Annotated in this window: 26 protein-coding genes (1 of these 26 only partly in view); 16 read left to right on the top strand and 10 right to left on the bottom strand. The window is 59.0% G+C overall.

What is annotated here, in order from left to right:
- The first annotated feature begins 35 nt into the window (after nucleotides 1-35).
- From VY732_RS26910 to trpE, 7 genes are all read left to right on the top strand, one after another.
- Nucleotides 36-1,079: an ABC transporter substrate-binding protein gene (locus VY732_RS26910; RefSeq protein WP_008085222.1), complete on the top strand. Its 1,044-nt coding sequence runs from the start codon at nucleotides 36-38 to the stop codon at nucleotides 1,077-1,079.
- Between the two features lie 194 nt (nucleotides 1,080-1,273).
- Nucleotides 1,274-2,521, top strand: a complete 1,248-nt coding sequence (locus VY732_RS26905) for an ABC transporter permease (protein WP_331692688.1) — start codon at nucleotides 1,274-1,276, stop codon at nucleotides 2,519-2,521.
- Between the two features lie 12 nt (nucleotides 2,522-2,533).
- Complete coding sequence (locus VY732_RS26900; RefSeq protein WP_008027084.1) at nucleotides 2,534-3,358, top strand: ABC transporter permease; 825 nt, start codon at nucleotides 2,534-2,536, stop codon at nucleotides 3,356-3,358.
- A gap of 397 nt (nucleotides 3,359-3,755) precedes the next feature.
- Complete coding sequence (locus tag VY732_RS26895; RefSeq protein ID WP_331692686.1) at nucleotides 3,756-4,904, top strand: iron-containing alcohol dehydrogenase; 1,149 nt, start codon at nucleotides 3,756-3,758, stop codon at nucleotides 4,902-4,904.
- A gap of 114 nt (nucleotides 4,905-5,018) precedes the next feature.
- The gene (gene rpe / locus VY732_RS26890; protein ID WP_007918813.1) at nucleotides 5,019-5,693 is read left to right on the top strand and encodes a ribulose-phosphate 3-epimerase; all 675 of its coding nucleotides are present in this window, start codon (nucleotides 5,019-5,021) and stop codon (nucleotides 5,691-5,693) included.
- A complete protein-coding gene (locus VY732_RS26885) occupies nucleotides 5,690-6,508 on the top strand; it encodes a phosphoglycolate phosphatase (RefSeq protein WP_137217350.1) in 819 nt (272 codons plus the stop codon). Before rpe ends, VY732_RS26885 begins: the two co-directional genes overlap by 4 nt.
- Nucleotides 6,509-6,579: 71 nt before the next feature.
- The gene (gene trpE, locus VY732_RS26880) at nucleotides 6,580-8,061 is read left to right on the top strand and encodes an anthranilate synthase component I (protein ID WP_137217349.1); all 1,482 of its coding nucleotides are present in this window, start codon (nucleotides 6,580-6,582) and stop codon (nucleotides 8,059-8,061) included.
- 173 nt (nucleotides 8,062-8,234) lie between these two features.
- On the opposite strand, the gene estP is transcribed toward trpE, so the two are convergent.
- Nucleotides 8,235-10,142 (bottom strand): esterase EstP, encoded by a 1,908-nt coding sequence (estP, locus tag VY732_RS26875; protein ID WP_331692684.1) that lies wholly within the window; start codon nucleotides 10,140-10,142, stop codon nucleotides 8,235-8,237.
- Between the two features lie 408 nt (nucleotides 10,143-10,550).
- On the opposite strand from estP, the gene VY732_RS26870 reads away from it, so the two are divergent.
- The 4 genes from VY732_RS26870 to VY732_RS26855 all read left to right on the top strand — a co-directional run bounded on the left by VY732_RS26870 (nucleotide 10,551) and on the right by VY732_RS26855 (nucleotide 13,873).
- Complete coding sequence (locus VY732_RS26870) at nucleotides 10,551-11,144, top strand: aminodeoxychorismate/anthranilate synthase component II (protein ID WP_077574753.1); 594 nt, start codon at nucleotides 10,551-10,553, stop codon at nucleotides 11,142-11,144.
- A gap of 9 nt (nucleotides 11,145-11,153) precedes the next feature.
- Nucleotides 11,154-12,203: an anthranilate phosphoribosyltransferase gene (gene trpD / locus VY732_RS26865; RefSeq protein WP_077574752.1), complete on the top strand. Its 1,050-nt coding sequence runs from the start codon at nucleotides 11,154-11,156 to the stop codon at nucleotides 12,201-12,203.
- Complete coding sequence (trpC, locus tag VY732_RS26860; protein WP_212620929.1) at nucleotides 12,200-13,036, top strand: indole-3-glycerol phosphate synthase TrpC; 837 nt, start codon at nucleotides 12,200-12,202, stop codon at nucleotides 13,034-13,036. Before trpD ends, trpC begins: the two co-directional genes overlap by 4 nt.
- A 135-nt stretch (nucleotides 13,037-13,171) precedes the next feature.
- Nucleotides 13,172-13,873: a lipoate--protein ligase family protein gene (locus VY732_RS26855; RefSeq protein WP_331692681.1), complete on the top strand. Its 702-nt coding sequence runs from the start codon at nucleotides 13,172-13,174 to the stop codon at nucleotides 13,871-13,873.
- A gap of 9 nt (nucleotides 13,874-13,882) precedes the next feature.
- On the opposite strand, the gene crp is transcribed toward VY732_RS26855, so the two are convergent.
- A complete protein-coding gene (gene crp / locus VY732_RS26850; RefSeq protein WP_008088598.1) occupies nucleotides 13,883-14,527 on the bottom strand; it encodes a cAMP-activated global transcriptional regulator CRP in 645 nt (214 codons plus the stop codon).
- A gap of 237 nt (nucleotides 14,528-14,764) precedes the next feature.
- Between crp and VY732_RS26845 the strand changes: the two genes are divergently transcribed.
- Both VY732_RS26845 and speD read left to right on the top strand, forming a co-directional pair.
- Nucleotides 14,765-15,187, top strand: coding sequence for an OsmC family protein (locus VY732_RS26845; protein ID WP_003228794.1), 423 nt, complete (start codon nucleotides 14,765-14,767; stop codon nucleotides 15,185-15,187).
- 237 nt (nucleotides 15,188-15,424) lie between these two features.
- A complete protein-coding gene (gene speD / locus VY732_RS26840; RefSeq protein WP_016983471.1) occupies nucleotides 15,425-16,219 on the top strand; it encodes an adenosylmethionine decarboxylase in 795 nt (264 codons plus the stop codon).
- A 107-nt stretch (nucleotides 16,220-16,326) separates the two neighbouring features.
- Here the strand turns inward: speD and coq7 are convergent, their stop codons facing one another.
- The 6 genes from coq7 to hemJ all read right to left on the bottom strand — a co-directional run bounded on the left by coq7 (nucleotide 16,327) and on the right by hemJ (nucleotide 20,902).
- On the bottom strand, nucleotides 16,327-16,974 hold the full coding sequence (coq7, locus tag VY732_RS26835) for a 2-polyprenyl-3-methyl-6-methoxy-1,4-benzoquinone monooxygenase (protein WP_137217346.1): 648 nt from the start codon (nucleotides 16,972-16,974) through the stop codon (nucleotides 16,327-16,329).
- 199 nt (nucleotides 16,975-17,173) lie between these two features.
- On the bottom strand, nucleotides 17,174-17,512 hold the full coding sequence (locus VY732_RS26830) for a histidine triad nucleotide-binding protein (RefSeq protein WP_053124353.1): 339 nt from the start codon (nucleotides 17,510-17,512) through the stop codon (nucleotides 17,174-17,176).
- A gap of 80 nt (nucleotides 17,513-17,592) precedes the next feature.
- Nucleotides 17,593-18,381, bottom strand: coding sequence for an SDR family NAD(P)-dependent oxidoreductase (locus VY732_RS26825; protein WP_077574749.1), 789 nt, complete (start codon nucleotides 18,379-18,381; stop codon nucleotides 17,593-17,595).
- 61 nt (nucleotides 18,382-18,442) lie between these two features.
- Entirely contained in the window at nucleotides 18,443-19,393 is a 951-nt protein-coding gene (locus tag VY732_RS26820) for a DUF805 domain-containing protein (RefSeq protein WP_331692677.1), read from the bottom strand.
- 78 nt (nucleotides 19,394-19,471) lie between these two features.
- On the bottom strand, nucleotides 19,472-20,440 hold the full coding sequence (locus tag VY732_RS26815) for an NAD(P)H-dependent flavin oxidoreductase (protein ID WP_331692676.1): 969 nt from the start codon (nucleotides 20,438-20,440) through the stop codon (nucleotides 19,472-19,474).
- A gap of 33 nt (nucleotides 20,441-20,473) precedes the next feature.
- Nucleotides 20,474-20,902 carry a protoporphyrinogen oxidase HemJ gene (hemJ, locus tag VY732_RS26810; RefSeq protein WP_077574746.1) on the bottom strand — a complete coding sequence of 143 codons (429 nt, stop codon included), beginning with the start codon at nucleotides 20,900-20,902 and terminating at the stop codon, nucleotides 20,474-20,476.
- A 132-nt stretch (nucleotides 20,903-21,034) separates the two neighbouring features.
- On the opposite strand from hemJ, the gene argC reads away from it, so the two are divergent.
- Together argC and erpA are read left to right on the top strand one after the other, a co-directional pair.
- On the top strand, nucleotides 21,035-22,069 hold the full coding sequence (argC, locus tag VY732_RS26805; protein ID WP_116028298.1) for an N-acetyl-gamma-glutamyl-phosphate reductase: 1,035 nt from the start codon (nucleotides 21,035-21,037) through the stop codon (nucleotides 22,067-22,069).
- A 168-nt stretch (nucleotides 22,070-22,237) separates the two neighbouring features.
- Nucleotides 22,238-22,588 carry an iron-sulfur cluster insertion protein ErpA gene (gene erpA, locus VY732_RS26800; protein ID WP_008077999.1) on the top strand — a complete coding sequence of 117 codons (351 nt, stop codon included), beginning with the start codon at nucleotides 22,238-22,240 and terminating at the stop codon, nucleotides 22,586-22,588.
- Nucleotides 22,589-22,661: 73 nt separating this feature from the next.
- Here erpA and VY732_RS26795 read toward each other — a convergent pair whose 3' ends face one another.
- Both VY732_RS26795 and VY732_RS26790 read right to left on the bottom strand, forming a co-directional pair.
- On the bottom strand, nucleotides 22,662-23,753 hold the full coding sequence (locus VY732_RS26795) for an anhydro-N-acetylmuramic acid kinase (protein ID WP_331692673.1): 1,092 nt from the start codon (nucleotides 23,751-23,753) through the stop codon (nucleotides 22,662-22,664).
- Nucleotides 23,754-23,756: 3 nt separating this feature from the next.
- Nucleotides 23,757-25,175: a peptidoglycan DD-metalloendopeptidase family protein gene (locus VY732_RS26790; protein WP_077574743.1), complete on the bottom strand. Its 1,419-nt coding sequence runs from the start codon at nucleotides 25,173-25,175 to the stop codon at nucleotides 23,757-23,759.
- Nucleotides 25,176-25,387: 212 nt separating this feature from the next.
- Here VY732_RS26790 and tyrS point away from each other — a divergent pair, with 212 nt between their 5' ends.
- On the top strand, nucleotides 25,388-26,581 hold the 5' portion of the coding sequence (tyrS, locus tag VY732_RS26785; RefSeq protein WP_129395737.1) for a tyrosine--tRNA ligase. Its footprint extends 6 nt past the window's final position; only the first 1,194 of its 1,200 coding nucleotides appear in the window; its start codon is at nucleotides 25,388-25,390; the stop codon falls past the right edge of the window.

Genomic DNA, 26,581 nt, shown 5'->3' with positions numbered 1-26,581 from the left:
ACCAACACCAACCCTGCACGTGGAGAGAACAATAAATGTTGAGATCCCTGAAGTTCACCGCCCTGACCTTGGGCCTGATGGGTGCGGCAAGCGCAATGGCCGCTGGCCCGGATTTGACCGTGGTGTCGTTTGGCGGGGCGAACAAGGCGGCGCAAGTCAAAGCCTTCTATGCACCGTGGGAAGCGGCGGGCAACGGCAAGATCGTCGCCGGCGAATACAACGGCGAAATGGCCAAGGTCAAAGCCATGGTCGACACCAAGAGCGTGTCGTGGGATCTGGTCGAAGTTGAATCGCCAGAGCTGTCCCGTGGTTGCGACGAAGACATGTTCGAACAGCTCGACCCGGCACTGTTCGGCAAGACTGAAGACTACGTCAAAGGCGCGATTCAGCCATGCGGCGTGGGCTTCTTCGTGTGGTCGACCGTACTGGCTTACAACGCCGACAAGCTGAAAACCGCACCGACCAGCTGGGCTGATTTCTGGGACACCAAGAAATTCCCGGGCAAGCGTGGCCTGCGTAAAGGCGCCAAGTACACCCTCGAATTCGCTTTGATGGCCGATGGTGTGGCGCCGAAAGACGTCTACAAAGAGCTGGCGAGCAAGGGTGGGCAGGATCGCGCGTTCAAGAAACTTGATGAGCTGAAGCCGAGCATCCAGTGGTGGGAAGCCGGCGCGCAACCGCCGCAATACCTGGCTTCCGGCGACGTGGTGATGAGCTCGGCCTACAACGGTCGCATCGCGGCGGTGCAGAAAGAATCCAACCTGAAAGTGGTGTGGAACGGCGGCATCTACGACTTCGACGCCTGGGCTATCCCGAAAGGTCTGGACGCCAAGCGTGCCGAAGCGGCGAAGAAGTTCATCGCCTACTCGGTGCAGCCGCAGCAGCAGAAGACCTACTCGGAAAACATCGCCTACGGCCCGGCCAACACCCAAGCCGTGCCGCTGCTGGCCAAGGATGTCCTGAAAGACATGCCGACCACCCCGGAAAACATCGCCAACCAGGTGCAGATCGACGTCAGCTTCTGGGCTGACAACGGCGAGCAACTGGAGCAGCGCTTCAACTCCTGGGCGGCGAAATAAGCCGAACCTGGTGAGGGTGGGCTTGCCCACCCCTGCGGGAGCGAGCCTGCTCGCGAAAGCGGTAGATCAGCCAGCATGGATGTTGAATGTGCTGGCCTCTTCGCGAGCAGGCTCGCTCCCACAGGTAGCGGTGTTTCAACACAACAGCGGTGGTTCGCCACCTCTGTAACGATCAAAGATTTGCGGAGTACGTCATGGCCATCGCCGTTCCCCTGAACGAGGGCAACAGCCCCACCTTGAAGCAGAAGCTCAAGCGCGCCGAGCGGGTCAACCGCTGGAAGGCTCAAGCGCTGATAGCGCCGCTGGTGCTGTTTCTGCTGCTGGTGTTTCTGGTGCCGATCGTGGCGCTGCTCTACAAAAGCGTTGGCAACCCCGAAGTGGTCGGCGGCATGCCGCGCACCGTGGCGGCCATCGCCAGCTGGGACGGCCGCGGCCTGCCCGCTGAACCGGTCTACAAAGCTGCCGGCGAAGACCTCGCCGAAGCGCGCAAAAACCAGACGCTGGGCGATTTGTCCAAGCGCTTGAACATGGAGTTGGCCGGCTATCGCAGCCTGTTGACCAAAACCGCCCGGGCGCTGCCATTCGCCAGCGAACCGGCCTCTTATAAAGAAGCGCTGGAAGGTCTCGACGAACGTTGGGGCGATCCGGCGTATTGGCAAGCGGTCAAACGCAACACCAGCAGCATCACCCCGTATTACCTGCTGGCGTCCGTCGACCACCGCATCGACGACCTCGGCGAAATCGCGCCGGCCACTCCGGATCAGGCGATCTACCTCGACATCTTCGCCCGCACCTTCTGGATGGGCCTGGTGATCACCGTGATCTGCCTGCTGCTGGCGTATCCACTGGCCTACCTGCTGGCGAACCTGCCCTCGCGGCAAAGCAACCTGCTGATGATTCTGGTGCTGTTGCCGTTCTGGACATCGATTCTGGTGCGCGTCGCTGCGTGGATCGTGCTGCTGCAATCGGGCGGCCTGATCAACAGCGGTCTGATGGCCATGGGCATCATCGATAAACCGCTGGAACTGGTGTTCAACCGCACCGGCGTATACATCTCGATGGTGCACATCCTGCTGCCGTTCATGATCCTGCCGATCTACAGCGTGATGAAAGGCATCTCGCCGACCTACATGCGCGCGGCGATCTCCCTCGGCAGCCACCCGTTCGCCAGTTTCTGGCGGGTGTACTTCCCGCAGACCTATGCCGGTGTTGGCGCCGGTTGCCTGTTGGTGTTCATCCTCGCGATTGGCTACTACATCACCCCGGCGCTGCTCGGCAGCCCGAACGATCAAATGGTCAGCTACTTCGTCGCTTTCTACACCAACACCAGCATCAACTGGGGCATGGCCACCGCACTGGGCGGGCTGTTGCTGCTGGCGACCGTGGTGCTTTATCTGATTTACAGCTGGCTGGTCGGCGCCAGTCGCCTGCGCCTGAGTTAAGGGGAATTCGAGATGCTGAGTCCTTACATGTCGCCCATTGAACGGGTGTGGTTTTACAGCCTGCGGATCCTCTGCGGCCTGATTCTGTTGTTCCTGATTCTGCCGGTGCTGGTGATTATTCCGCTGTCATTCAACTCGGGGAGTTTTCTGGTCTATCCGCTGCAGGGTTTTTCGTTGCACTGGTATCAGGATTTCTTCGCCTCGGCGGAATGGATGCGCGCCCTGAAGAACAGCATCATCGTCGCCCCGGCGGCGACGGTGCTGGCGATGGTTTTCGGCACGCTGGCGGCGATTGGCCTGACTCGCGGTGACTTTCCCGGTAAAGCGCTGGTGATGGCGTTGGTGATTTCGCCGATGGTGGTGCCGGTGGTGATCATCGGTGTGGCGAGTTATCTGTTCTTCGCGCCGTTGGGGCTGGGCAACAGTTTCTTCTCGCTGATCGTCGTGCACGCGGTGTTGGGTGTGCCGTTTGTGATCATCACGGTGTCGGCGACGTTGCAGGGTTTCAATCACAATCTGGTGCGTGCCGCCGCGAGTCTGGGGGCTTCGCCGCTGACCGCGTTCCGTCGGGTGACCTTGCCGCTGATTGCACCGGGAGTGATTTCGGGGGCGCTGTTTGCCTTTGCGACGTCGTTTGATGAAGTGGTGGTGACGTTGTTTCTGGCCGGGCCTGAGCAGGCGACTTTGCCTCGGCAGATGTTCAGCGGGATTCGCGAAAACCTGAGTCCGACGATTGCGGCTGCGGCGACATTGTTGATTGCCTTCTCGGTCATCTTGCTGCTGACGCTGGAATGGCTGCGTGGCCGTAGCGAGAAACTGCGCACTGCTCAGGTTTAAGGGATAGATCAAAAGCTTACCCCCTCACCCCAGCCCTCTCCCCCAAGGGGGCGAGGGGGAAAGGGAGCAGATCTTCATGGTTTTCAAAAACTGAGTTCGACTCGATATCGCAAGTCGGTGCACCTCTCCCATCCACCTCGGTCAGTCTTTTTACCTTCGGGGGAAGGGAGCAGATCGTCGTGCTTTTCAAAGCCTGAGTTCGACTCGGTATCTCAAGTCGGTGTACCTCTCACATTCACCTCGATCAGTCCCCTCTCCCTCCGGGAGAGGGCTAGGGTGAGGGGCTCTTGCTTTTGCTCTCGTCTGCGATGGGTCATTCACCACCTGAATAGCAGACAACCCCAAATCCCCAGCTAATCTTGTGCCCAGCTCCCACATCTATAAGAGGCTGCGCACGATGAGTCTGTCCCAGTTCAAAATCGCCCACAAACTGATCACCGGCGCCGCTGCCATCGAGCAATTGGCCGCCGAACTCAGCCGCCTCGACATCGACAACCCCCTGATCGTCACCGACGCCGCGCTGGTCAAATCCGGCACGGTCGAGCTGGCGCTGGTGCAACTCGGTGGGCGCGACTACGAGATTTTCGACCGTGTGCTGCCCGATCCGGAAATCGCCATCGTCGAAGACTGCATGCGCGTGTACCGCGAGGGCGGGCATGACGGCTTGATCGGCCTCGGTGGCGGTAGCGCCATCGACATCGCCAAAAGTGTCGCGGCCTATGCCGGTTACCACGGCGCACTGGAAGATCTGTTCGGCGTCGATCAAGTGCCGCGCAAGGGCCCGCCGCTGATCGCCATCCCGACCACCGCCGGTACCGGTTCTGAAGTCACCAATGTCGCAATCCTTTCGGACAAAGCCGCGCAACTGAAGAAAGGCATCGTCAGCGACTTTCTATTACCGGACGTGGCGCTGGTCAGCCCGCAGATGACCCTGACCTGCCCACGCAGCGTCACCGCCGCCAGTGGCGTCGACGCACTGGTGCACGCCATCGAATCCTACCTGTCGGTGAATGCCTCGCCGATCACCGACTCGCTGGCCATCGGTGCCATCAAGCTGATCGCCAAAGCCCTGCCCAAGGCCTACGCCAACGGCGCCAACCTGCAAGCGCGCGAAGACATGGCCACCGCCAGCCTGATGGCCGGCATGGCGTTTGGTAATGCCGGGGTCGGCGCTGTGCATGCGCTGGCGTATCCGCTGGGCGGGCGCTTCAACATTGCCCATGGCGTGAGTAACGCCTTGCTGCTGCCGTATGTCATGACCTGGAACAAGATGGCCTGCGTCGAACGCATGCAGGATATTGCCGAAGCGATGGGGGTGAAGACCGCTCATCTGAGTGCCGCCGAAGCAGCGGACAAAGCCGTGCAGGCGATGACCGATCTGTGCGCGGCCGTGGAAATCCCGGCCGGGCTGCGCAGTTTCGGTGTCCCGGAAGAGGCGATCCCGGCGATGGCCGTGGAAGCGGCAGGGATCGAGCGGCTGATGCGCAACAACCCGCGCAAACTCAGCGCCGTGGACATCGAGAAGATCTACCGCGCGGCGTATTGAGTCAGCGTCGGTCATCCGTCATGGCACAACCCAATCATCGCGGTCACGGTGCGCGCTTGGAAACTTGAGGTATACAATGCGCGCCATCGTGATTTAGCTCAGAAAAGGTGCGTCATGCAGCCCTTCGTAATTGCTCCGTCGATTCTCTCCGCCGACTTCGCCCGCCTCGGCGAGGAAGTCGACAACGTTCTCGCCGCTGGTGCCGACTTCGTTCACTTCGACGTCATGGACAACCACTACGTGCCGAACCTGACCATCGGCCCGATGGTCTGCGCGGCATTGCGCAAGTACGGCGTTACCGCGCCGATCGACGCGCACTTGATGGTCAGCCCGGTGGATCGCATCGTTGGCGACTTCATCGAGGCCGGCGCCACCTACATCACCTTCCACCCGGAAGCCACGCTGCACGTTGATCGCTCGCTGCAGCTGATCCGTGAAGGCGGCTGCAAATCCGGTCTGGTGTTCAACCCGGCGACCCCGCTGGACGTGCTCAAGTACGTGATCGACAAGGTCGACATGGTCTTGCTGATGAGCGTCAACCCGGGCTTCGGCGGGCAGAAATTCATTCCCGGCACCCTCGACAAACTGCGCGAAGCGCGGGCGATCATCGATGCCTCGGGTCGTGACATCCGTCTGGAAATCGACGGCGGCGTCAACGTCAACAACATCCGCGAAATCGCCGCGGCTGGCGCTGACACCTTTGTTGCCGGCTCGGCGATCTTCAATGCGCCGAACTATCAGGAAGTCATCGACAAGATGCGTTCCGAACTGGCGCTGGCTCGCCCATGAGCGGATTTGAGCAGCTGTTCCCGGGAAAACTGCCACGGCTGGTGATGTTCGATCTGGATGGCACGCTGATCGACTCGGTTCCAGACCTGGCAGCGGCGGTGGACACCATGCTGCTCTCCCTCGGCCGTCAACCGGCGGGCATCGATTCGGTGCGCGAATGGGTTGGCAATGGCGCGCCAGTCCTGGTGCGCCGCGCGCTGGCCGGCGGCATTGATCATTCAGCGGTGGATGACGTCGAGGCCGAGCACGCGCTGGAAGTATTCATGGACGCCTACGGCGCCAGCCATGAGCTGACCGTGGTCTATCCCGGCGTGCGCGACACCCTCAAGTGGCTGCACAAGCAAGGCGTGGCGATGGCGCTGATCACCAACAAACCGGAGCGTTTCGTCGCGCCGCTGCTGGATCAGATGAAAATCGGCCGCTACTTCAAGTGGATCATCGGTGGCGATACCTTGCCGCAGAAAAAGCCTGACCCGGCGGCGCTGTTCTTCGTGATGAAAATGGCCAATATCCCGGCCTCGCAATCGTTGTTCGTCGGCGACTCGCGCAGCGACGTGCTGGCGGCGAAAGCGGCGGGGGTCAAATGCGTGGCGCTGAGTTACGGTTACAACCATGGCCGGCCAATTGCCGAAGAGTCGCCGGCGCTGGTGATCGACGATCTGCGCAAGCTAATTCCCGGTTGCCTCGGTTCGGCCGCTGAGATAACGTTGCCCGACGCTTCTCACTCCCATTCTGGAAACGCCATCGTGGTGGTCACTCGCAAACTCTGGATGAAAGTCATCAAGGCCCTGGCCCGCTGGCGTTGGCGCGCCTGACTTGTTCCTGGCCGGCCTGCCGGCGCGTTTGCATACCTGACTGATTTGTCCCTCACACCACGAGGCACCTTATGATCCGCGAAGAATTCCTGCGCTTGGCCGCTGACGGCTACAACCGCATTCCGTTGGCCTGCGAAACCCTGGCCGACTTCGACACGCCGCTGTCGATCTACCTGAAACTGGCCGACCAGCCCAACTCCTACCTGCTCGAATCGGTGCAGGGCGGCGAGAAGTGGGGCCGTTACTCGATCATCGGCCTGCCGTGCCGCACTGTGCTGCGGGTTCACGACCATCACGTCAGCATCACCGTTGATGGTGTCGAGACCGAAAGCCACGATGTTGAAGATCCGTTGGCGTTCGTTGAAACCTTCAAGGCGCGCTACAACGTGCCAACTATCGCCGGTCTGCCGCGTTTCAACGGTGGTCTGGTCGGATACTTCGGTTACGACTGCGTGCGATATGTCGAGAAGCGCTTGGGCAAATGCCCGAACCCGGATCCGCTGGGCGTACCGGACATTCTGCTGATGGTTTCCGACGCTGTCGTGGTGTTCGACAACCTCGCCGGCAAGATGCACGCGATCGTGCTGGCCGACCCTGCGCAGGTGGATGCCTTCGAACAAGGTCAGGCGCAACTGCAAGCATTGCTGGAGAAACTGCGCCAGCCAATCACCCCGCGCCGCGGCCTGGATTTCAGCAAACAGCAATCCGCTGATCCAGTGTTCCGCTCCAGTTTCACCCAAGACGATTACGAAAAAGCCGTCGACACCATCAAGGAATACATCCTTGCCGGTGACTGCATGCAGGTCGTGCCGTCGCAGCGCATGTCGATCGACTTCAAGGCTGCGCCGATCGATCTGTACCGCGCGCTGCGTTGCTTCAACCCGACGCCGTACATGTACTTCTTCAACTTCGGCGACTTCCATGTTGTTGGCAGTTCGCCGGAAGTGCTGGTGCGCGTTGAAGACAACCTGATCACCGTGCGTCCGATTGCCGGTACTCGCCCTCGTGGCGCGACCGAAGAGGCGGACGTGGCGCTGGAAGAAGATCTGCTGTCGGATGACAAAGAGATCGCCGAGCACTTGATGCTGATCGATCTCGGTCGCAACGACACCGGCCGCGTTTCGGAAATCGGCTCGGTGAAGCTCACCGAGAAAATGGTCATCGAGCGTTATTCCAACGTGATGCACATCGTCTCCAACGTCACCGGGCAGTTGAAAGAAGGGCTGACGGCGATGGATGCACTGCGGGCGATTCTGCCGGCGGGCACCTTGTCGGGCGCCCCGAAGATTCGCGCGATGGAAATCATCGACGAACTGGAGCCGGTCAAGCGTGGCGTCTACGGTGGGGCGGTCGGTTACTTCGCCTGGAACGGCAACATGGACACCGCGATTGCCATTCGCACGGCAGTGATCAAGAACGGCGAGCTGCACGTGCAGGCTGGCGGCGGCATCGTTGCCGACTCGGTGCCGGCCCTGGAATGGGAAGAAACCCTGAACAAACGCCGCGCGATGTTCCGCGCCGTGGCCCTGGCCGAGCAAACCCCGCAAGCTTGAGTTCACACAAAACCTTTGTAGGAGTGAGCCTGCTCGCGATAGCGGATTAACATTCAACAGATGTGTTGAATGAAGCACCGCAATCGCGAGCAGGCTCACTCCTACATTTGATCTGTGTTCGGTCATAAAAAAGCGGCGCCTGTGAGGGCGCCGCTTTTTTTGTGCTTGTGGTTTTAGAAGTCCAGCACAACCCCGACGTTAACGCCCTGTTGGGTAAAGTCATCATCCTTGCGCAACGAATAACCGCCACGCAGCGCCAGATCAGCCGTGAGCTTGTGGCTGACGCCCAGACTCAAGCGATTCAAATGACTCTGCGGCGTGTAGCCCTCAAGTTTGAAGTCATTCGCCGGCAAGGTGTTGAGCGCGATGTTGACCTTCTGCACGTCATCTTCGTACTCACGCTCGTGAGCGTACTCGCCGAACACCTGCGTTTGCGGGGTGATGTTGTATTTGCCCTGCAAGCCCAACCCCAGACGTTTCGAATCGCGAGTCTGATCATCGAAGGTCAGCGCTGTGGCGCGGTTGCTCTTCTCTGAATAACCATCGACATCAACGCTGGCGTAGTCAGCGCTGACGAATGGCGACAGGTGCCACTCGCTGCCCGGCTGGGCAATGTCATAACCGACTCGAGCGCTGAAGGCCCAGAGGCTGCCGTCGGTGTCGCCTTTTTCAGCCCCTTCGCTTGCACCGAGATCGAACTTGCGCTTGAGGTTGTCGTAGTCGAGTTTGCCGCCGGTCAACGCCGCGTCAGCCCACCAGCGGTTCTGCTGGTACTGGGCAAATGCCGTGGCCATGTAGCTGTTGAGTTTGTAGTCCGAATCGTTATGACCGGCCTCCAGATTCTGCCGGTAGAAGCCGCCTGCCACGCCGACGCGCCAGGCCTCATTCAAACGATAACTGCCGCCGACGTTGAGGTTGTAACCGCTGCCATCGGCGCTGACGCCGCTGCTTTGGCTGTCGACATCCAGATGCTGGCCACCCGCGGAAACAATCGCGCGCCATTGGCCGACCGCTTGCCAGTTTTCCCAGTCCGCTTGCCATTGGTTGCGCAATTCGTCTTGGTGCGCGCGTACCGTGGCGTGGGCCATTTCCGGTAACAGCGTCAGCTCCCAAGGTGCGGCGAGGAGGGAGTAGGCGTAATCGGAGATCAGTTTTTGTCCGGCTTCGGTCGGGTGTACGCCGTCGTTGTAGATCAGCTTGCTCGGGTCAGGTGTCGCACTGTTGATCCCGTAACGGGCGTTCTCGGTGCAGCTATTGCCACTGAAGCAGGTCGCGGTCAGGTTCTGATCGGTCGCGAGGCCAAAACGTCCTGGATCGGCAAACACTTCCGACAGCAGCACCGGAATGTTCAGCGGAATGATCTCGGCGTTGATGCCTTGCAGGCGCGTAACCAACTGACTGTTGAACTGGGTGGCGAGTTGGCTGCTGAAAGCTTGCAGTGGCGTACCGTTGATGGCCGGCGTCAGCCCCACATCAGGCAACAGCCAGACCATCACGTATTTGGCGCCGGCGGTTTGCAGGGTTTGCACGCTGTCGGCCAGTCGATCGGCGGCGGCGTTGGCTTGCGGCAGGCTGAGAATGCGCCCTTGCAGGAAGTCGTTGCCGCCGCCGGAAATGTAATACAGCGCATTCGGATCGGCGCGGAAGCCATTCGATGGCAGGTAACCGGCGCGAGTGCGTTCACCGGTAGCGGATTGCGTGGTGATCGAGTCGAGGATCTGGTCGGTACGATAGCCGCCCACCGCCCAGTTGTTACCGTCCGGTTGGCCGTTTTCGGCGCGCACGGCAGAGCTGGAAGAGGCTGTCTGATCTGGCGAAAAGCCAAGGCGTCCGCCGAGCAACTGCGTGGAGTTCAATGAATACAGTTCGCCGCTGCCATCCTGATACACCGGCCCGGTCCGGTTGGTGTAACGCTCGGTGGAGCCGGCCGGTCCGCCGGCGTCGGTGAAGGTACCGGCATCATTGAGGCTGTCGCCAAACACAATGAAACGGGAATAAGGATTGGGCGCTGCATTGGCCTGAGCACAAGCCAGTGCGAGCAGGCAGCCAGCCAGCGGTACAAACAACGTCTGTTTGATCATGAGCAAGTCCGTTTATTTATTGTTGTAGGTGAACGAAACGACAGTACCAAAAACTCCCGGCGTTTTGCCATCGGTCGCGAATCCTCCCCTGGATTTATCCCCCAAAGGCCCGGCCATATTGCACGCTCCGCCCAGCTAAGTTACTGTGCCGGAACGTATGAACGAGACCTCCCCCGTGTTGATCACCAGCAAACTTCTGGATCAAGTCATCAAGGCACACGCCCGCTGGCGTTGGCGCGCCTGAATCTTTTCTGCCGGCCCCGCCGGATCTGTATCGCTTTGCCTTCCTTGCCTGTTTGAAATGCCGCTGTGCCGCCGCGTCTTCCTGCGTCCGACATCGTGCAGCGCCCTGCGGGCAAGTGATCTGAAGGCTGTTTTCAAATCAGAATTCAAGAGGTTCGAAACGCCATGTTGCTGATGATCGACAACTACGACTCCTTTACTTACAACGTTGTGCAATACCTTGGCGAGCTGGGTGCCGAGGTCAAAGTCGTGCGCAACGACGAATTGACCATCGCCGAAATCGAAGCACTCAAGCCTGAGCGCATCGTGGTTTCCCCGGGTCCGTGCACGCCGACCGAAGCCGGCATTTCCATCGAAGCCATCAAGTACTTTGCCGGCAAACTGCCGATCCTCGGCGTCTGCCTGGGTCACCAGTCCATCGGCCAGGCCTTTGGCGGCGATGTAGTGCGCGCCCGGCAAGTGATGCACGGTAAGACTAGTCCGGTATTCCACGAGGACAAGGGCGTTTTCGCCGGTCTCAATCATCCGCTGACCGTCACCCGTTACCACTCGCTGATCGTCAAGCACGACACTTTGCCCGATTGCCTGGAACTGACTGCGTGGACCCAACACGACGACGGTTCAGTCGACGAAATCATGGGCCTGCGGCACAAGACCCTGAACATTGAGGGCGTACAGTTCCACCCCGAGTCGATCCTGACTGAACAGGGGCATGAACTGTTTGCCAACTTCCTCAAACAAACCGGCGGCACGCGCTAAGGACTTCCCATGAATATCAAGACAGCCCTGAGCCGTATCGTCGATCACCTCGACCTCAGCACCGAGGAAATGCGCGATGTGATGCGCGAAATCATGACTGGCCAATGCAGCGATGCGCAGATCGGCGCGTTCATGATGGCCATGCGCATGAAGAGCGAGAGCATCGACGAAATCGTCGGCGCCGTGTCGGTGATGCGTGAGCTGGCCGATCAGGTCGAACTGAAGACCCTTGATGGCGTGGTCGATGTGGTCGGTACCGGCGGTGACGGTGCAAACATCTTCAACGTGTCGACGGCTTCTTCGTTCGTCGTCGCGGCAGCCGGTTGCACCGTGGCCAAACACGGTAACCGTGCGGTGTCGGGCAAGAGCGGCAGCGCCGACTTGCTGGAAGCGGCTGGCATCTATCTGAACCTGACGCCGGTGCAGGTCGCCCGTTGTATCGACAACGTCGGCATCGGTTTCATGTTTGCCCAGACTCACCACAAAGCCATGAAGTACGCCGCCGGCCCGCGCCGCGATCTCGGCCTGCGCACACTGTTCAACATGCTCGGCCCGCTTACGAATCCGGCCGGTGTGAAACATCAGGTAGTGGGCGTATTCAACAAGGCGCTGTGCCGGCCATTGGCCGAAGTCTTGCAGCGTCTGGGCAGCAAGCATGTGCTGGTGGTGCACTCGAAGGACGGCCTGGATGAATTCAGTCTCGCCGCACCGACCTTTGTCGCCGAGCTGAAAAACAACGAGATCAGCGAATATTGGGTCGAGCCGGAAGACCTCGGTATGAAAAGCCAGAGTCTGCATGGCCTGTCGGTCGACGGCCCGGAAGCCTCGCTGGCGCTGATCCGCGATGCCCTCGGCAAGCGCAAAACCGAAAACGGCCAGAAAGCTGCCGAAATGATTGTCCTCAACGCCGGTGCCGCGCTGTACGCCGCCGACGTGGCGAGTAGTTTGAAACAGGGCGTGGAGCTTGCGCACGACGCCTTGCACACCGGTCTTGCTCGGGAAAAACTCGAGGAGCTGGGTGCCTTTACCGCGGTATTCAGAGTGGAGAATGAGGGATGAGTGTACCGACGGTTCTGGAAAACATTCTGGCGCGCAAAGTTCAGGAAGTCGCCGAGCGGAGTGCTCGCGTCAGCCTGAGCGAGCTGGAAAGTCTGGCCAAGGCGGCCGATGCACCCCGTGGTTTTGCCCAGGCATTGCTGGCGCAAGCCAAGAAGAAGCAGCCGGCGGTGATCGCCGAAATCAAAAAGGCCTCGCCGAGCAAAGGCGTGATCCGCGAGAACTTCGTTCCCGCCGACATCGCCAAAAGCTACGAGAAGGGCGGGGCGACTTGCCTGTCCGTACTGACCGACATCGATTATTTCCAGGGCGCCGATGCGTACCTGCAACAGGCCCGGGCCGCGTGCAAACTGCCGGTGATCCGCAAGGACTTCATGATCGATCCGTACCAGATCGTCGAAGCCCGTGCGCTGGGCGCCGACTGTGTGCTGTTGATCGTCTCCGCGCTGGACGACGTGAAAATGGCCGAGCTGGCCTCGGTCGCCAAAGGCGTTGGTCTTGATGTGCTGGTTGAAGTGCACGATGGCGATGAGCTGGAGCGCGCATTGAAAACCCTCGACACGCCGCTGGTGGGTGTCAACAACCGTAATCTGCACACCTTCGACGTCAGCCTGGAAACCACCCTCGATCTGCTGCCGCGCATTCCGCGCGATCGTCTGGTGATTACTGAAAGCGGCATCCTCAACCGTGCCGATGTCGAGTTGATGGAAATCAGTGACGTGTACTCGTTCCTGGTCGGTGAAGCGTTCATGCGCGCGGAAAATCCGGGCACTGAACTGCAGCGACTGTTCTTCCCGGAGCGTGGCACTTCCATCAGCGGTTCGACCCTCGACTGATTCGCTCCAGACCGAGTCGACGCCATCGCGAGCAGGCTCACTCCTACAGGGGAACGCGTTCCAATTGTAGGAGTGAGCCTGCTCGCGATGAGGTACTAGAAATCCCCAAAGATTCCAGATCTGCCGGAGCCTTCCATGTCGCTGCCAACCCCCCTGACCATCGAAGCTGGCCTGCAAGCCGAACAGGATTTGCTGGCCTCGGTTTGCGCCGGCGACACGGAATTCGGCCTGCTGTTCTGGCAACCCAGCGATCGCGCCCTGGTCATGCCACGCCGCCTCAATCGCCTCCCCGCGTTCGACCACGCCTGTGAAGTCTCCGCCGCTGCCGGTTGGCCAGTCCTGCTGCGTGAAACCGGCGGCGAACCGGTCCCGCAATCTGCCGCGACAATCAACATCGCCCTGGTCTACGCGCCACCGCGCAGCGAAGGCGACCTCAATCGCATCGAAACCGGCTACCACCGTCTCTGCGACCCGATCTGTCAGTTACTGGATGAATTGGGCGGCACATCATCGTTGGGCGAAATCGATGGCGCATTCTGCGACGGTCGATTCAACGTCAACCTCGATGGCCGCAAAATGGTCGGCACCGCGCAGCGCTGGCGCCAGAGTCAGGGCGGACAGCGTCCGGTCGGTCTGGTGCACGGTGCGATGCTGATGGATAACGAGCGCGAATCGATGGTCGCCGCGGTCAATCGCTTCAACGAAGCGTGCGGCCTGGAGCAGCGGGTACGGGCTGAAAGCCACATTGCCCTGCATGAGAAATTCAACGCGCCACAGGCCTTGGCGCGTCTCGATGAGCTGTTTCGTCTGATGCTGGCGCAGATGTACAGCGCCTGATATTCGGGCTTAGCGCGTACCGAAGACCACCATGGTCTTGCCTTTCACATCGACCAGGTTGCGTTCCTCGAGATCCTTGAGCACGCGACCGACCATCTCCCGCGAACAACCGACAATCCGGCCGATTTCCTGACGGGTCACCTTGATCTGCATGCCGTCAGGGTGGGTCATCGCATCGGGTTGTTTGCACAACTCAAGCAAGCAGCGCGCGACTCGACCGGTTACGTCGAAGAACGCCAGATCGCCGACCTTGCGCGTGGTGTTGCGCAGGCGTTGTGCGATTTGTCCGCTGAGCACGTAAAGAATGTCCGGATCCTGCTGCGACAACTCGCGGAACTTGGCGTAGCTGATTTCTGCTGTTTCGCATTCAACCTTGGCCCGCACCCAGGCGCTGCGCTCCTGTTCTTGACCCGCTTGCTCGAAGAGGCCCAGTTCACCGAAGAAATCCCCGGCGTTGAGGTAGGCGATGATCATCTCGCGACCATCGTCGTCCTCGATCAGGATCGTTACCGAACCCTTGATGATGAAGTACAGCGTGTCCGAGCGATCGCCTGCACAAATGATGTTGCTCTTGGCCGCATGGCGACGGCGCTGGCAATGCATCAACAGCTTGTCGAGGTTCTTGATTTTGGGTGTGGGGGTAATAGCAACCATGGTTGTATCCCGAAAAGACTGCACGGTGATGTTTGATTTTTTTATGAGGCGCTGAAGGCGGTCGCTACACAGCTGGCATGGGCGCCAGCGAATTGGCGCCAGCTTAACAGACACTTCGTCGAAAATTCGAGAAATTACCTACGTCGTAGAGGCATCCGTCCTAGGATCAGCGCTCGCTGTCAGGCCGGGGCGCTGTGCTAAGCTGGCGACCCTTTTTTCTACAGTGGAGTCTCGGCGATGAAGGCACGCATCCAATGGGCTGGCGAAGCCATGTTCCTCGGCGAATCCGGCAGCGGTCATGTCGTGGTGATGGACGGTCCGCCGGACGCCGGTGGTCGTAATCTGGGTGTTCGCCCGATGGAAATGCTTCTGCTGGGTGTCGGCGGTTGCAGCAACTTCGACGTGGTCAGCATTCTGAAGAAGTCCCGCCAGGCCGTTGAAAGCTGCGAGGCCTTCCTCGAAGCCGAGCGCGCGACTGAAGATCCAAAGGTGTTCACCAAGATTCACATGCATTTCGTGGTCAAGGGCCGTGGCTTGAAAGAAGCTCAGGTCAAGCGCGCCATCGAGTTGTCCGCCGAGAAGTATTGCTCGGCCTCGATCATGCTCGGCGCGGCCGGCGTGGCAATCACCCACGACTACGAAATCGTCGAACTCGGTTGATCCGACATTCAACTATCATAAAAGCAGTGCAGACTCTGGCGATCCCCCGCTGACGTCTGCATAATGCGCCACTTTTTTCAGGGCAGTGATCGGTCAGCCGACGGATCAGCCGCCTGAACAGATAACCAAAATCGCCATCGCGAAGAGGTGTTAACCGTCCTACGCAGGTGCGTTGTTCGCACTTGACGGGCATGCTTGATCACGCGGCTGCGCCGCATACATAGAGAGTTTTTAACGGTGAAAAGCAAACTCAAGCTCCACGGGTTCAATAACCTGACAAAGACCTTGAGCTTCAACATCTATGACATCTGCTACGCGGAAACCCCGCAAGACCAGCAGGCTTACGTCGAGTACATCAATCAAGAGTACAACGCGAAACGCCTGACGCAGATTCTCACAGAAGTTGTCGAGATCATTGGTGCCAACATCCTGAACATTGCCAGTCAGGACTATGAACCTCAGGGCGCCAGCGTCACGATCCTGATTTCTGAAGAGCCGGTAACCCCGACTGAAAGCCAGATTGAAGAATCGCCGGGCCCGTTGCCCGAAATTATCCTGGCCCACCTCGACAAGAGCCACATCACGGTGCACACCTACCCGGAAATCCATCCGGACGACGGTATTGCAACCTTCCGTGTGGACATCGACGTGTCGACTTGTGGTGTCATTTCACCGCTGAAAGCGCTCAATTTCCTCATTCACCAGTTCGATTCGGACATCGTGACTGTGGATTATCGTGTGCGCGGCTTCACCCGTGACGTTGAAGGCAACAAGCACTTCATCGACCACGAGATCAATTCGATCCAGAACTACCTCTCCGAAGACACTCGCGACGCGTATCAGATGACCGACGTGAACGTGTACCAGGAAAACCTGTTCCACACCAAAATGCTGCTGAAGAACTTCGAACTGGATAACTACCTGTTCGGCGACGCCACCAGCAATCTGTCCCCGGAGCAACGCGCTCAGGTGACTGATCGTGTGAAACACGAAATGCTCGAAATCTTCTACGCGCGCAACATGCCGACCTAAGATTCCCGGGCACAAAAAAGGCGACCTTTCGGTCGCCTTTTTCAATTCTGCCACCCCCTGTGGGAGCGAGCCTGCTCGCGAAGGGGCCCTTTGCAGCAATACCGTTCTCAGATCCGATAAGTACTCTTGGTCATCACCTTGGCCAGAATACTCATCCCGAACTTCACCGGCGCCGGAAAACGGAACCCTCCAGCCTCCAGCGCACTCTCCGCATGATGTTCTTCATCTATGCGCATCTGCTGCAGAATCGCCCGGGACTTCTCGTCCTCCGCTGGCAACTGCTCGAGATGTTCGTTCAAGTGCTTGCACACCTGATGTTCAGTCGCCGCGACAAACCCGAGACTGACCTTGTCGCTGATCAATCCGGCCACTGCGCCAATCCCGAACGACATGCCGTAAAACAGCGGATTCAAAACGCTGGTATGGCTGCCCAACTGGTGAATGCGCTGTTCGCACCACACCAGATGATCAATCTCTTCCTCGGCGGCGTGCTCCATGGCCTCGCGTACCTGCGGCAGCTTGGCAGTCAACGCCTGTCCCTGATACAGCGCCTGGGCGCAGACTTCACCGGTATGGTTGATGCGCATCAGACCGGCGACGTGGCGGGTGTCTTCGTCGCTCATTTGCGTATCCGGTTGCAAAATTGCTGGCGATGGACGGTACGGCTGGCCACTGAAGGGCAGCAGGGTACGCATCGCGGCATCGGCTTGCAGCAGAAGACGGTCAATTGGCGAGTAGTGACGTTGGGTAGTCATGCTGACCTCCGGGAAGAATCTCGGCGGCCAGTTTAACCGAATCGGCCGGGGGAAGGTTTGCGCTGGGTCATTTGCTGCGCGGTCATGCTTTTTTGTGGGAGCGAGCCTGCTCGCGAAGGCGGAATGTCAGGCACTGATACATTGGATGTGCCGAAGACTTCGCGAGCAGGCTCGCTCCCACAGGGGGATGGGGTACGGATCAGCCCGGTGGCCAGTTCATCTGCCGCTGACCGAGTACGTGCATGTGAATGTGGTAGACGGTTTGCCCACCCTTTTCATTGCAGTTCATCACCACGCGGAAACCGTCTTCGCAGCCCAACTCCAGCGCCAGGCGCTGTGCGGTGAAGAGGATATGCCCGGCCAGTGCCTTGTCGTCTTCGGTCAGGTCATTGAGGGTGCGCACCGGTTTTTTCGGGATCACCAGGAAATGCACCGGTGCCTGCGGGGCGATGTCGTGGAACGCCAGAACCTGGTCGTCCTCGTAAATGATCTTGGCCGGGATTTCCCGGTTGATGATCTTGGTGAACAGAGTATCCACTGCTGTTTTCTCCGTTGTTGGGCTGGTCTGAGTGTACGCAGGGCGGCTTATCCCGCCCAGTGTTTTACCTGTAGGGCATTTCAGCGAGGGCAGTAAGCCTTGTTGACCATGCCGACAATGGTGCGATTAAGCCAGCGCGAACCCAGTCGCGGCAAAAACGCGAACCAGCGATTGCGTCGTCCCGGAATGATGATCGCCCGGTTCTTGTCGAGGGCGCGCACGGTGTACAGCGCGACTTCCTCGGGGCTCATCAGCAATTTGCTGTCTTTGAGTTTTTCGCTGTTGAGCTGTGCCGTGCGGAAAAATGCCGTGCGTGTCGGGCCTGGGCAGAGCACCGAAACCTTCACCGCGCTTTGTTTTAGTTCGACCCGCAAGGCTTCGGAGAAGTGCAGCACATAGGCCTTGCTGGCGTAGTAAGTGCTCATCCATGGGCCGGGATTGAACGCGGCCACCGAGGCAACGTTAAGAATCTGCCCGCCACCCTGCAACGCCATGCTGTTGCCGATGGCGTGGCAGAGGCGGGTTAGGGCGAGGATGTTCACTTCGATCAGGTCCTGCTCGGTCATCCAGTCCTGCGCGAGAAACGGGCCGCAGGTGCCGATACCGGCGCAATTGACCAGCAAGTCGATTTGCCGGTCACCTTCTTCGAGTTCCAGCAGGAAGCCGGACAGCCGCAATGGCTCGCCCAGATCGCAGGCGCGGAACAGTACCTCGACGCCAAAACGCTGGGTCAACTCGATCGCAATGCTTTCCAGCTGATCACGCTGTCGGGCCACCAGAATCAGGCTGCGGCCACGCCGGGCCAGTGCCTCGGCCATCGCCAGGCCAATGCCGCTGGAAGCGCCGGTGATCAGTGCGTATCGGGTCATGCAATTCTCCATCGCAACAGCTCCGCGCCGGCGACGCGGGTGTCACGGCGGGGAGCGCTGTTCATTCTTTCGCAGAGTCTACAGGGGCCTGCGCCGCTTCGGCTGCCTCGTCGGCGGAATCCCCAGGCGCTTGGACCTCTACTTCGACTTCATCAGTGGTCACCGAGCCACTTTCGTAGCTGCTCTCCAGGTTATTTTCGTACTCCTGCTGGATGGCCGAGATCCCGCCAAGCATGCCGCCGGCGAACACCAGCGCGAAGAACACGATCCACAGGGAGCACAGCACTTTCACGGCGGTGCTGTTGGGCGGTGGGGGAGGGCCATAGCGATTGGCGCCGGTATTACCCGGCACCACCATGATCACCAGCGGAAAGAAACTGCCTACGAATGGCACCAGGTTCAGTAGCCAGAGCCAGCCCGACCAACCGATGTCGTGTAGACGCTGAATGCTGAACAGGATGCTGACAATCAGGAAAGCGATAAACAGGAAGAACGCGAAGATCCCGCCAATGATCAGGCCAGTGGTGGAATCGCCGGCGACCAGTCCCAAAGCCAGCAGGGCGAACACGCCGACAATGGGCAAGGTCACCAGGCTCAGGACCATTGTCCACGCCAGAAAACGCAAGCGTCCGATTCGGCCTTCGACGCTGAACGGCTTGAGCGTGGCGAACTCCGCCTGGCTTTCGCCAACGCTTGCGCGAGGCGGTGCATACGGCGAGTCCGGTTCGGCCACAACGGCGGTGTGCTCATGGACATCCGCCAGGTTCAGCTCGATTGCCGTTTCAGCTTCAATGCGTGCGTCGATCCCGGTTTTGCTCAGCGCTTGCAGATAGGTCTGCGCATCGCTGTGGGACAAATCACGCTTGAGCGCGACGCTGCGGCCACTGAACAGGCGTTCGATCGCGGCCACATCGCTTTTGAACAGATCCGCCAGATTGAGTTTGGCAGTGGTGATATCGACACCGGGCTGTAGAGCACCGTCGAACACGATCTTGTAACGGGGTTCGCTCATGGCCGAGGCATCCTTGTCGCGAATAAATTGAAAGGTCAGCAGTGTAAGGCCAGCCCAGCGGGGCTGACCCGATTTTTCTTAGCGCGGCCAGCGTTGCGGTAGCTGGGCTGCGCGTTCCTGTGCCTGGCGATACTCGGCGTCCAGCCGTGCGATCAATTGATCCACACTCGGCAGGTCATCGATCTGCCCTACGCCTTGACCGGCCGACCACACGGTTTTCCAGGCTTTGGCCTCATCGCTGATCGGCTTCAACTTGTCACCGAAATTCACTTCGCCTTTGCCTTGCAGAGCAGCCATATCGAAACCGGCCGCCTCCAGGCTCTGACGCATAAAACTCGCCGGCACTCCCGAGACCGCTGGAGTATGGATGATGTCCGAAGCCTTGGCTGTCAGCAGCATCTCCTTGTAGGCGTCAGGCGCATGACTTTCCGTGGTACCGATAAATCGCGTACCGAAGTAGGCCAAATCCGCGCCGAGCAGTTGTGCGGCGAGAATCTCATGGCCGTGGTTAAGACATCCTGCAAGCAACAGGGTTTTATCGAAAAACTCTCGGATCTCGGCGATCAGCGCAAACGGACTCCAGGTTCCGGCATGCCCCCCGGCGCCCGCAGCAACGGCGATCAAACCGTCGACACCCGCCTCGGCTGCTTTCTCGGCATGTCGGCGAGTGGTGACGTCATGGAACACCAGACCGCCATAGCTGTGTACCGCGTCGACCAACTCCTTCACCGCGCCGAGGCTGGTGATGACGATCGGCACTTTGTGCTCGACGCAGATGTTCAAGTCCGCCTGCAAGCGCGGGTTGCTGTTGTGAACAATCAGGTTTACCGCGTATGGCGCCGGGTTATCCAGTGTCGCAAGTCCCGCTTCGATCTGTTCCAGCCAGGCTTTGAAGCCGCTGCTTTCGCGCTGGTTCAAGGCTGGAAAACTGCCGACCACGCCATTACGACAGCAGGCGAGCACCAGCTCCGGGTTGGAAATCAGAAACATCGGCGCCGCTACTACAGGCAGACGCAGGCGTTGTTCGAGCAAAGCGGGCAGCGACATTATGAGTACCCCAAAGATCTGTTCTTGTTGAAGTTAGAACGGCTTGACCACGACCAGAATTACGATAGCCAGCAATATCAGAACCGGCACTTCATTGAACCAGCGATAAAAGACATGGCTGCGGGTGTTTTCGCCACGGGCAAAACGTTTTACCTGCGCGCCGCACATATGGTGGTAGCCGATCAGCAAGACGACGAGGGTCAGTTTGGCGTGAATCCAGCCACCCATGCTGAAGATGCTCGGGTTGAGATAGATCAGCCAGCCGCCAAAGATCAGCGTGGCGATCATCGCCGGGCCCATGATGCCGCGATACAACTTGCGCTCCATGATGCTGAAGCGTTCTTTGCTGAGCGTGTCTTCGCTTTGCGCGTGATACACGAACAGACGCGGTAAGTAGAACAGCCCGGCAAACCAGCAAACGACGCTGACAATGTGAAAAGCTTTGATCCATAGATAGAGCATTTTTAGTTATTCCAGGTTCACGGTAAGCCGGATAGTAGAGGCTTGAGCGTCCGCACGTCACCTTGACGGTTGTCGCAGGCGCGCGCGGCCCCTATTATCGACGGCTTTCCAGTGGTTCTTTGAGGGCAGGTTATGGTCAAGGTCGGTATCGTCGGCGGCACGGGTTACACCGGTGTCGAACTGCTGCGTCTGTTGGCGCAGCATCCGCAGGCAGAAGTGGTTGTCATCACTTCCCGATCCGAGGCCGGCCTGCCTGTGGCTGACATGTACCCGAACCTGCGCGGTCACTACGACGGCCTCGCCTTCAGCGTACCGGACATCAAGACGCTCGGCGCTTGTGACGTAGTGTTCTTCGCCACACCACACGGCGTTGCTCACGCGCTGGCGGGCGAATTGCTGGCAGCGGGCACCAAGGTCATCGACCTGTCAGCCGACTTCCGTCTGCAAGACGCTGAAGAATGGGCCAAGTGGTACGGTCAGCCGCACGGCGCGCCCGGGCTGCTGGACGAGGCGGTTTACGGTCTGCCGGAAGTCAATCGCGAGCAGATCAAGAAAGCTCGCCTGATCGCCGTGCCGGGTTGCTATCCGACCGCGACGCAGTTGGGTTTCCTTCCTTTGCTTGAAGCAGGTCTGGCCGATACTTCGCGTCTGATCGCCGACTGCAAATCCGGTGTCAGCGGTGCCGGTCGCGGTGCGGCTGTAGGATCGTTGTACTCCGAGACGTCGGAAAGCATGAAGGCCTACGCGGTAAAAGGTCACCGTCACCTGCCGGAAATTCGTCAGGGTCTGCGTCGTGCAGCGGGTAAGGATGTCGGTCTGACCTTCGTTCCGCACCTGACCCCGATGATCCGTGGCATTCACTCCACGCTCTACGCGACCGTGGTTGATCGTTCGGTGGATCTGCAGGCGCTGTTTGAAAAGCGTTATGCCAACGAACCGTTCGTCGACGTGATGCCGGCCGGCAGCCATCCGGAAACCCGTAGCGTGCGCGGCGCCAACGTTTGCCGTATCGCCGTTCACCGTCCGCAGGATGGCGATCTGGTGGTGGTGCTGTCGGTGATCGACAATCTGGTCAAAGGCGCGTCGGGCCAGGCGGTACAGAACATGAACATTCTGTTCGGGCTGGACGAGCGCTTCGGTCTGTCCCACGCCGGTATGCTGCCGTAACATTTTAAACGGCAGAGCGAAAAGGCCCGTCTGACGGGCCTTTTTGCATTCTGATCAGCTCGTCGGGTTTATTGATATACCGTAACAATAGTTGACCGATTTTCTCGGACAAGCGGATAATGCGCGTCATCACGCATTATGGCGGCGTAACGCCGGGAGATAGTCAGCATGAGCGTCGAATCCTTCACCCCCACGGCTTTGCAATTCACCCACGGTGCCGCGCACAAGGTGAAGAGCCTGGTCGATGAAGAGGGGAATGATCGCTTGAAGCTGCGCGTATTCGTTACGGGCGGCGGTTGTTCAGGGTTTCAGTACGGTTTCACCTTCGATGAAGATGTGGCCGAGGACGACACCATCGTCGAGCGCGAAGGCGTGAGTCTGGTGGTGGATCCGATGAGCTTTCAGTACCTGGCCGGTGCTGAAGTGGACTACCAGGAAGGTCTGGAAGGTTCGCGCTTCGTGATCAAGAACCCGAACGCCACCACGACGTGTGGTTGCGGGTCTTCGTTCTCGATCTGATCGCGCCGCGCTTCAGATAACAAAACGCCGCAGAGCCTTACGGTTCTGCGGCGTTTTGCTGTGTGCGGTTTAATCAGGCCGGGTAGATGGCGCCGAGGACACGAAGACCGCGAGCGCCGGTGACGCTTGGGCGGTTGGCGGCGATGCCTTCAAGGCAGCAATGGGCGAGCCAGGCGAAGGCCATGGCTTCAACCCAGTCCGGATCAACGCCGTGAGTGGCGGTGCTGGCGACCGTTGCGTTTGGCAGCAGGTCGGCCAGGCGCTTCATCAGTGTGGCGTTGTGCGCACCGCCGCCGCAGACCAACAATTCCTGAGTGTCGGATTGAGCGCTTTGCAGCGACTCGATGATGGTCAATGCGGTCAGTTCAAGCAGCGTGGCCTGCACATTCTCAGCGGCAAAGGTTGGCAGGCGTGAAAGGTGTTGTTCCAGCCATGGCAGGTTGAACACTTCGCGGCCGGTGCTTTTTGGTCCTTTGGTAACGAAGAACGGATCGCTGAGCAGTGACTGCAACAGGGTTGGCTCAATAGTGCCTGATTTCGCCCATTCGCCATTGCGATCGTAGTTTTCGCCGCGCTGCTGCTGAATCCAGGCGTCCATCAGCACATTCCCCGGGCCACAGTCGAAACCGGCTACAGGCTTGGTCGGCTCAATCAGACTGAGATTGCTGAAACCGCCGACATTCAAGACGGCCTGATTGCCGGTACCCTCTTCGAACAAAGCTTCATGGAACGCGGGAACCAGCGGAGCGCCTTGGCCACCGGCTGCGACGTCGCGGCTGCGGAAGTCGCTGACTACGGTAATACCTGTGAGTTCGGTCAGCAGGGCAGGGTTGCCGATCTGCACGGTGAAACCGCGCGCCGGTTCATGGCGGATAGTCTGGCCGTGGCTGCCGATTGCACGAACGTCTTGGGGTTTGAGTTGCTGCTGATCGAGGAGGGTGTGAATGCCGTGCGCAGCGAGCGTCACCCAGTTCTGTTGGGCAATCGCCGAACGGGCGATTTCGTCGGGGCCGCTGGCGCACAAGCCAAGCAGCTCGGCGCGCAGGGATTCAGGCATGGGAATGTAGTGCGTGGCGATCAGCTTGATCGCCGAGGTCTGTTCGATCAGGGCAATGTCCAGACCGTCGAGGCTGGTTCCGGACATTACGCCGATATACAGGGCCATGACTTAGCGCTTGCTCGAAGCCAGCATGGTGGCCTTCTCTTGATCCATGCGCGCCATCAACGGTTGGCTCTGTGCAAGGAAGCGCGCACGTTCGGCTTTGGCAATCGGATCAGCCATTGGCAGCTTCTGGCCCAGCGGGTCGACGTGAACGCCGTTGACCTGGAACTCATAGTGCAAGTGCGGACCGGTCGAGAGGCCGGTGGTGCCGATGTAGCCGATGACCTGGCCCTGTTTCACGGTACCGCCAGTCTTCACACCTTTGGCGAAGCCTTGCATGTGGCCGTATAGCGTGCGGTAAGTGTTGCCGTGCTGGATGATCACGGTGTTGCCGTAGCCACCACGACGCCCGGCGAGCAGCACTTTACCGTCACCGGCAGCCTTGATTGGCGTACCGCGTGGCGCAGCGTAATCAACGCCTTTGTGGGCGCGGATCTTATTGAGGATCGGGTGTTTGCGGCCCATGGAGAACTTCGAGCTGATGCGGGCGAAATCCACCGGAGTTCGGATGAATGCCTTGCGCATGCTGTTACCGTCAGCGGTGTAGTAGCTGCTGTTGCCTTGTTTATTGGTGTAACGCACGGCGGTGTAGGTCTTGCCGCGATTGGTGAAGCGGGCGGACAGGATCGGGCCATTGCCGACGGCTTTGCCGTTGACCACTTTCTGCTCGTAGATCACATCGAATTCGTCGCCCTGGCGGATGTCTTGAGCGAAGTCGACGTCGTAGCCGAAGACGCTGGCCATATCCATGGTCAGGCTATGGGAGAGGCCGGCACGGGCCGCGGATTGTGAAAGCGAGCTGTTGATAACACCGTGTACGTAAGCGGTGCGAACGGTGGGTTTTGCAGTAACCCGGTTGAAGGCATAACCCTTGTCATTCTTGGTCAGGGTGATGGTTTCGACGTCGCTGACCTTGCTGTGCAGGCTGGTCAGTTGGCCTTCTGGGTTCAATTCGAATTCGAGTTTCTGGCCGTGCTTGAGCTGGCTGAACTGTTTGGCTTGTTTGTCGCTGGCCAATACTTCATGAACGGAGGCGGCAGGCAGGCCGACCTTTTCGAACAAGGTCGATAGTGTATCGCCTTTGGCAACGATGACTTCACGATGACCTGGCGCTTTTGGCTTTTCAGCGGCTGGTGCCGGTGCTGCTTCAGCGGTTTGTGCGGTGTTTTCGTCAGTGTTTTCGATTTGAGCAAACGGAGAAGCTACTGGCTCATTTGTGGCTTGAGCCGCGTCAGCAGCGTCTTGATCTTGTGTCAGTTGTTCAGCAGGACTTTCCAGTTCAAGACTCAGGGTCGTCTTTTTGGCTTCAACATCACTGGAAGGGAATACCAGGAGTGCCAGGCTAAGAAGGGCGGCGATTCCACTTGCGGCAAGCAGGTGGGTCTTCGGGTAAAGCGGCGGCGCTTTAGACGGTTCTGTGGTCATAGGTAATTTTGACTTTGAAAAATGATGAATTGGAAAAGATGAATGACATGATGAAGATGAAATAACTGTATAAAATATAACCAAATCATCTCTGAAGCAAGTCTACAGACACCGCGTCTGTGGATTGGTGTCCGTGCGCCGGGCAAAACTTGTAATTGGTGCGCGATCTTGTATGGTTGGTTCCCTTTGAATCTGAGCCTTGCGGGTCTGTTATGAAGTCGGTTGAAGAGCAGCTAGCGCTGATTAAACGTGGTGCGGAAGAACTATTGGTCGAGTCCGAGCTGATCGAGAAGCTCAAGCGCGGCCAGCCGCTGCGTATCAAGGCTGGTTTTGATCCAACCGCTCCGGATCTGCACCTGGGTCATACCGTGCTTATTAATAAGCTGCGTCAGTTCCAGGAGCTGGGGCATCAGGTGATCTTCCTTATAGGTGACTTCACCGGGATGATCGGTGATCCGAGCGGCAAGAGCGCTACTCGTCCTCCGCTGACTCGCGAGCAAGTTCTGGAAAACGCCGAGACCTACAAAACTCAGGTGTTCAAGATTCTCGATCCGGCGAAAACCGAAGTCGCGTTCAACTCCACCTGGATGGATCAGATGGGGCCTGCGGACTTCATTCGCCTGACTTCGCAATACACGGTCGCGCGCATGCTTGAGCGTGATGACTTCGACAAGCGTTACACCACTAATCAGCCAATCGCTATTCACGAGTTCCTCTATCCGCTGGTGCAGGGTTATGACTCGGTCGCTCTGCGCGCGGATGTCGAACTGGGTGGTACCGATCAGAAGTTCAACTTGCTGATGGGGCGTGAGTTGCAGCGTGGTTATGGCCAAGAGGCTCAGTGCATTCTGACTATGCCGCTGCTTGAAGGTCTGGATGGCGTGAAGAAGATGTCCAAGTCGTTGGGCAACTATGTCGGTATTCAGGAAGCGCCGGGTGTCATGTACAGCAAGCTGGTTTCGATTCCGGATGCATTGATGTGGCGCTACTTCGAGCTGCTGAGTTTCCGCTCGATGGATGAAATCAATGCGTTGCGTGCCGATGTCGAGGCGGGTGCCAATCCGCGCGACGTCAAAATCAAGCTGGCTGAAGAGATCGTTGCGCGCTTCCATGGTGAAGAGGCGGCGGCCAATGCTCATCGTGCGGCGGGCAATCGCATGAAGGATGGCGAGCTGCCGGATGATCTGCCGGAGATCGAACTGGCGTCTGCTGAAGATATGCCGATCGCGGCTGTTCTTAATAAAGCAGGTCTGGTGAAGAACTCAGCAGCAGCGCGTGACCTGTTGGCGTCCGGCGGTGTGCGCGTTGATGGTGAGGTGGTTGATCGCTCCTTTATATATGTACTGGGCGCAACCCATGTTTGCCAGGCAGGCAAGAAGGCGTTTGCACGTATCACGCTGAAATCC

Origin of the sequence: Pseudomonas sp. ZY71, from assembly GCF_036542145.1 — a bacterium.
GTDB classification, from domain to species: Bacteria; Pseudomonadota; Gammaproteobacteria; order Pseudomonadales; family Pseudomonadaceae; genus Aquipseudomonas; species Aquipseudomonas koreensis_A.
This window is presented reverse-complemented; position numbering and strand designations above follow the sequence as displayed.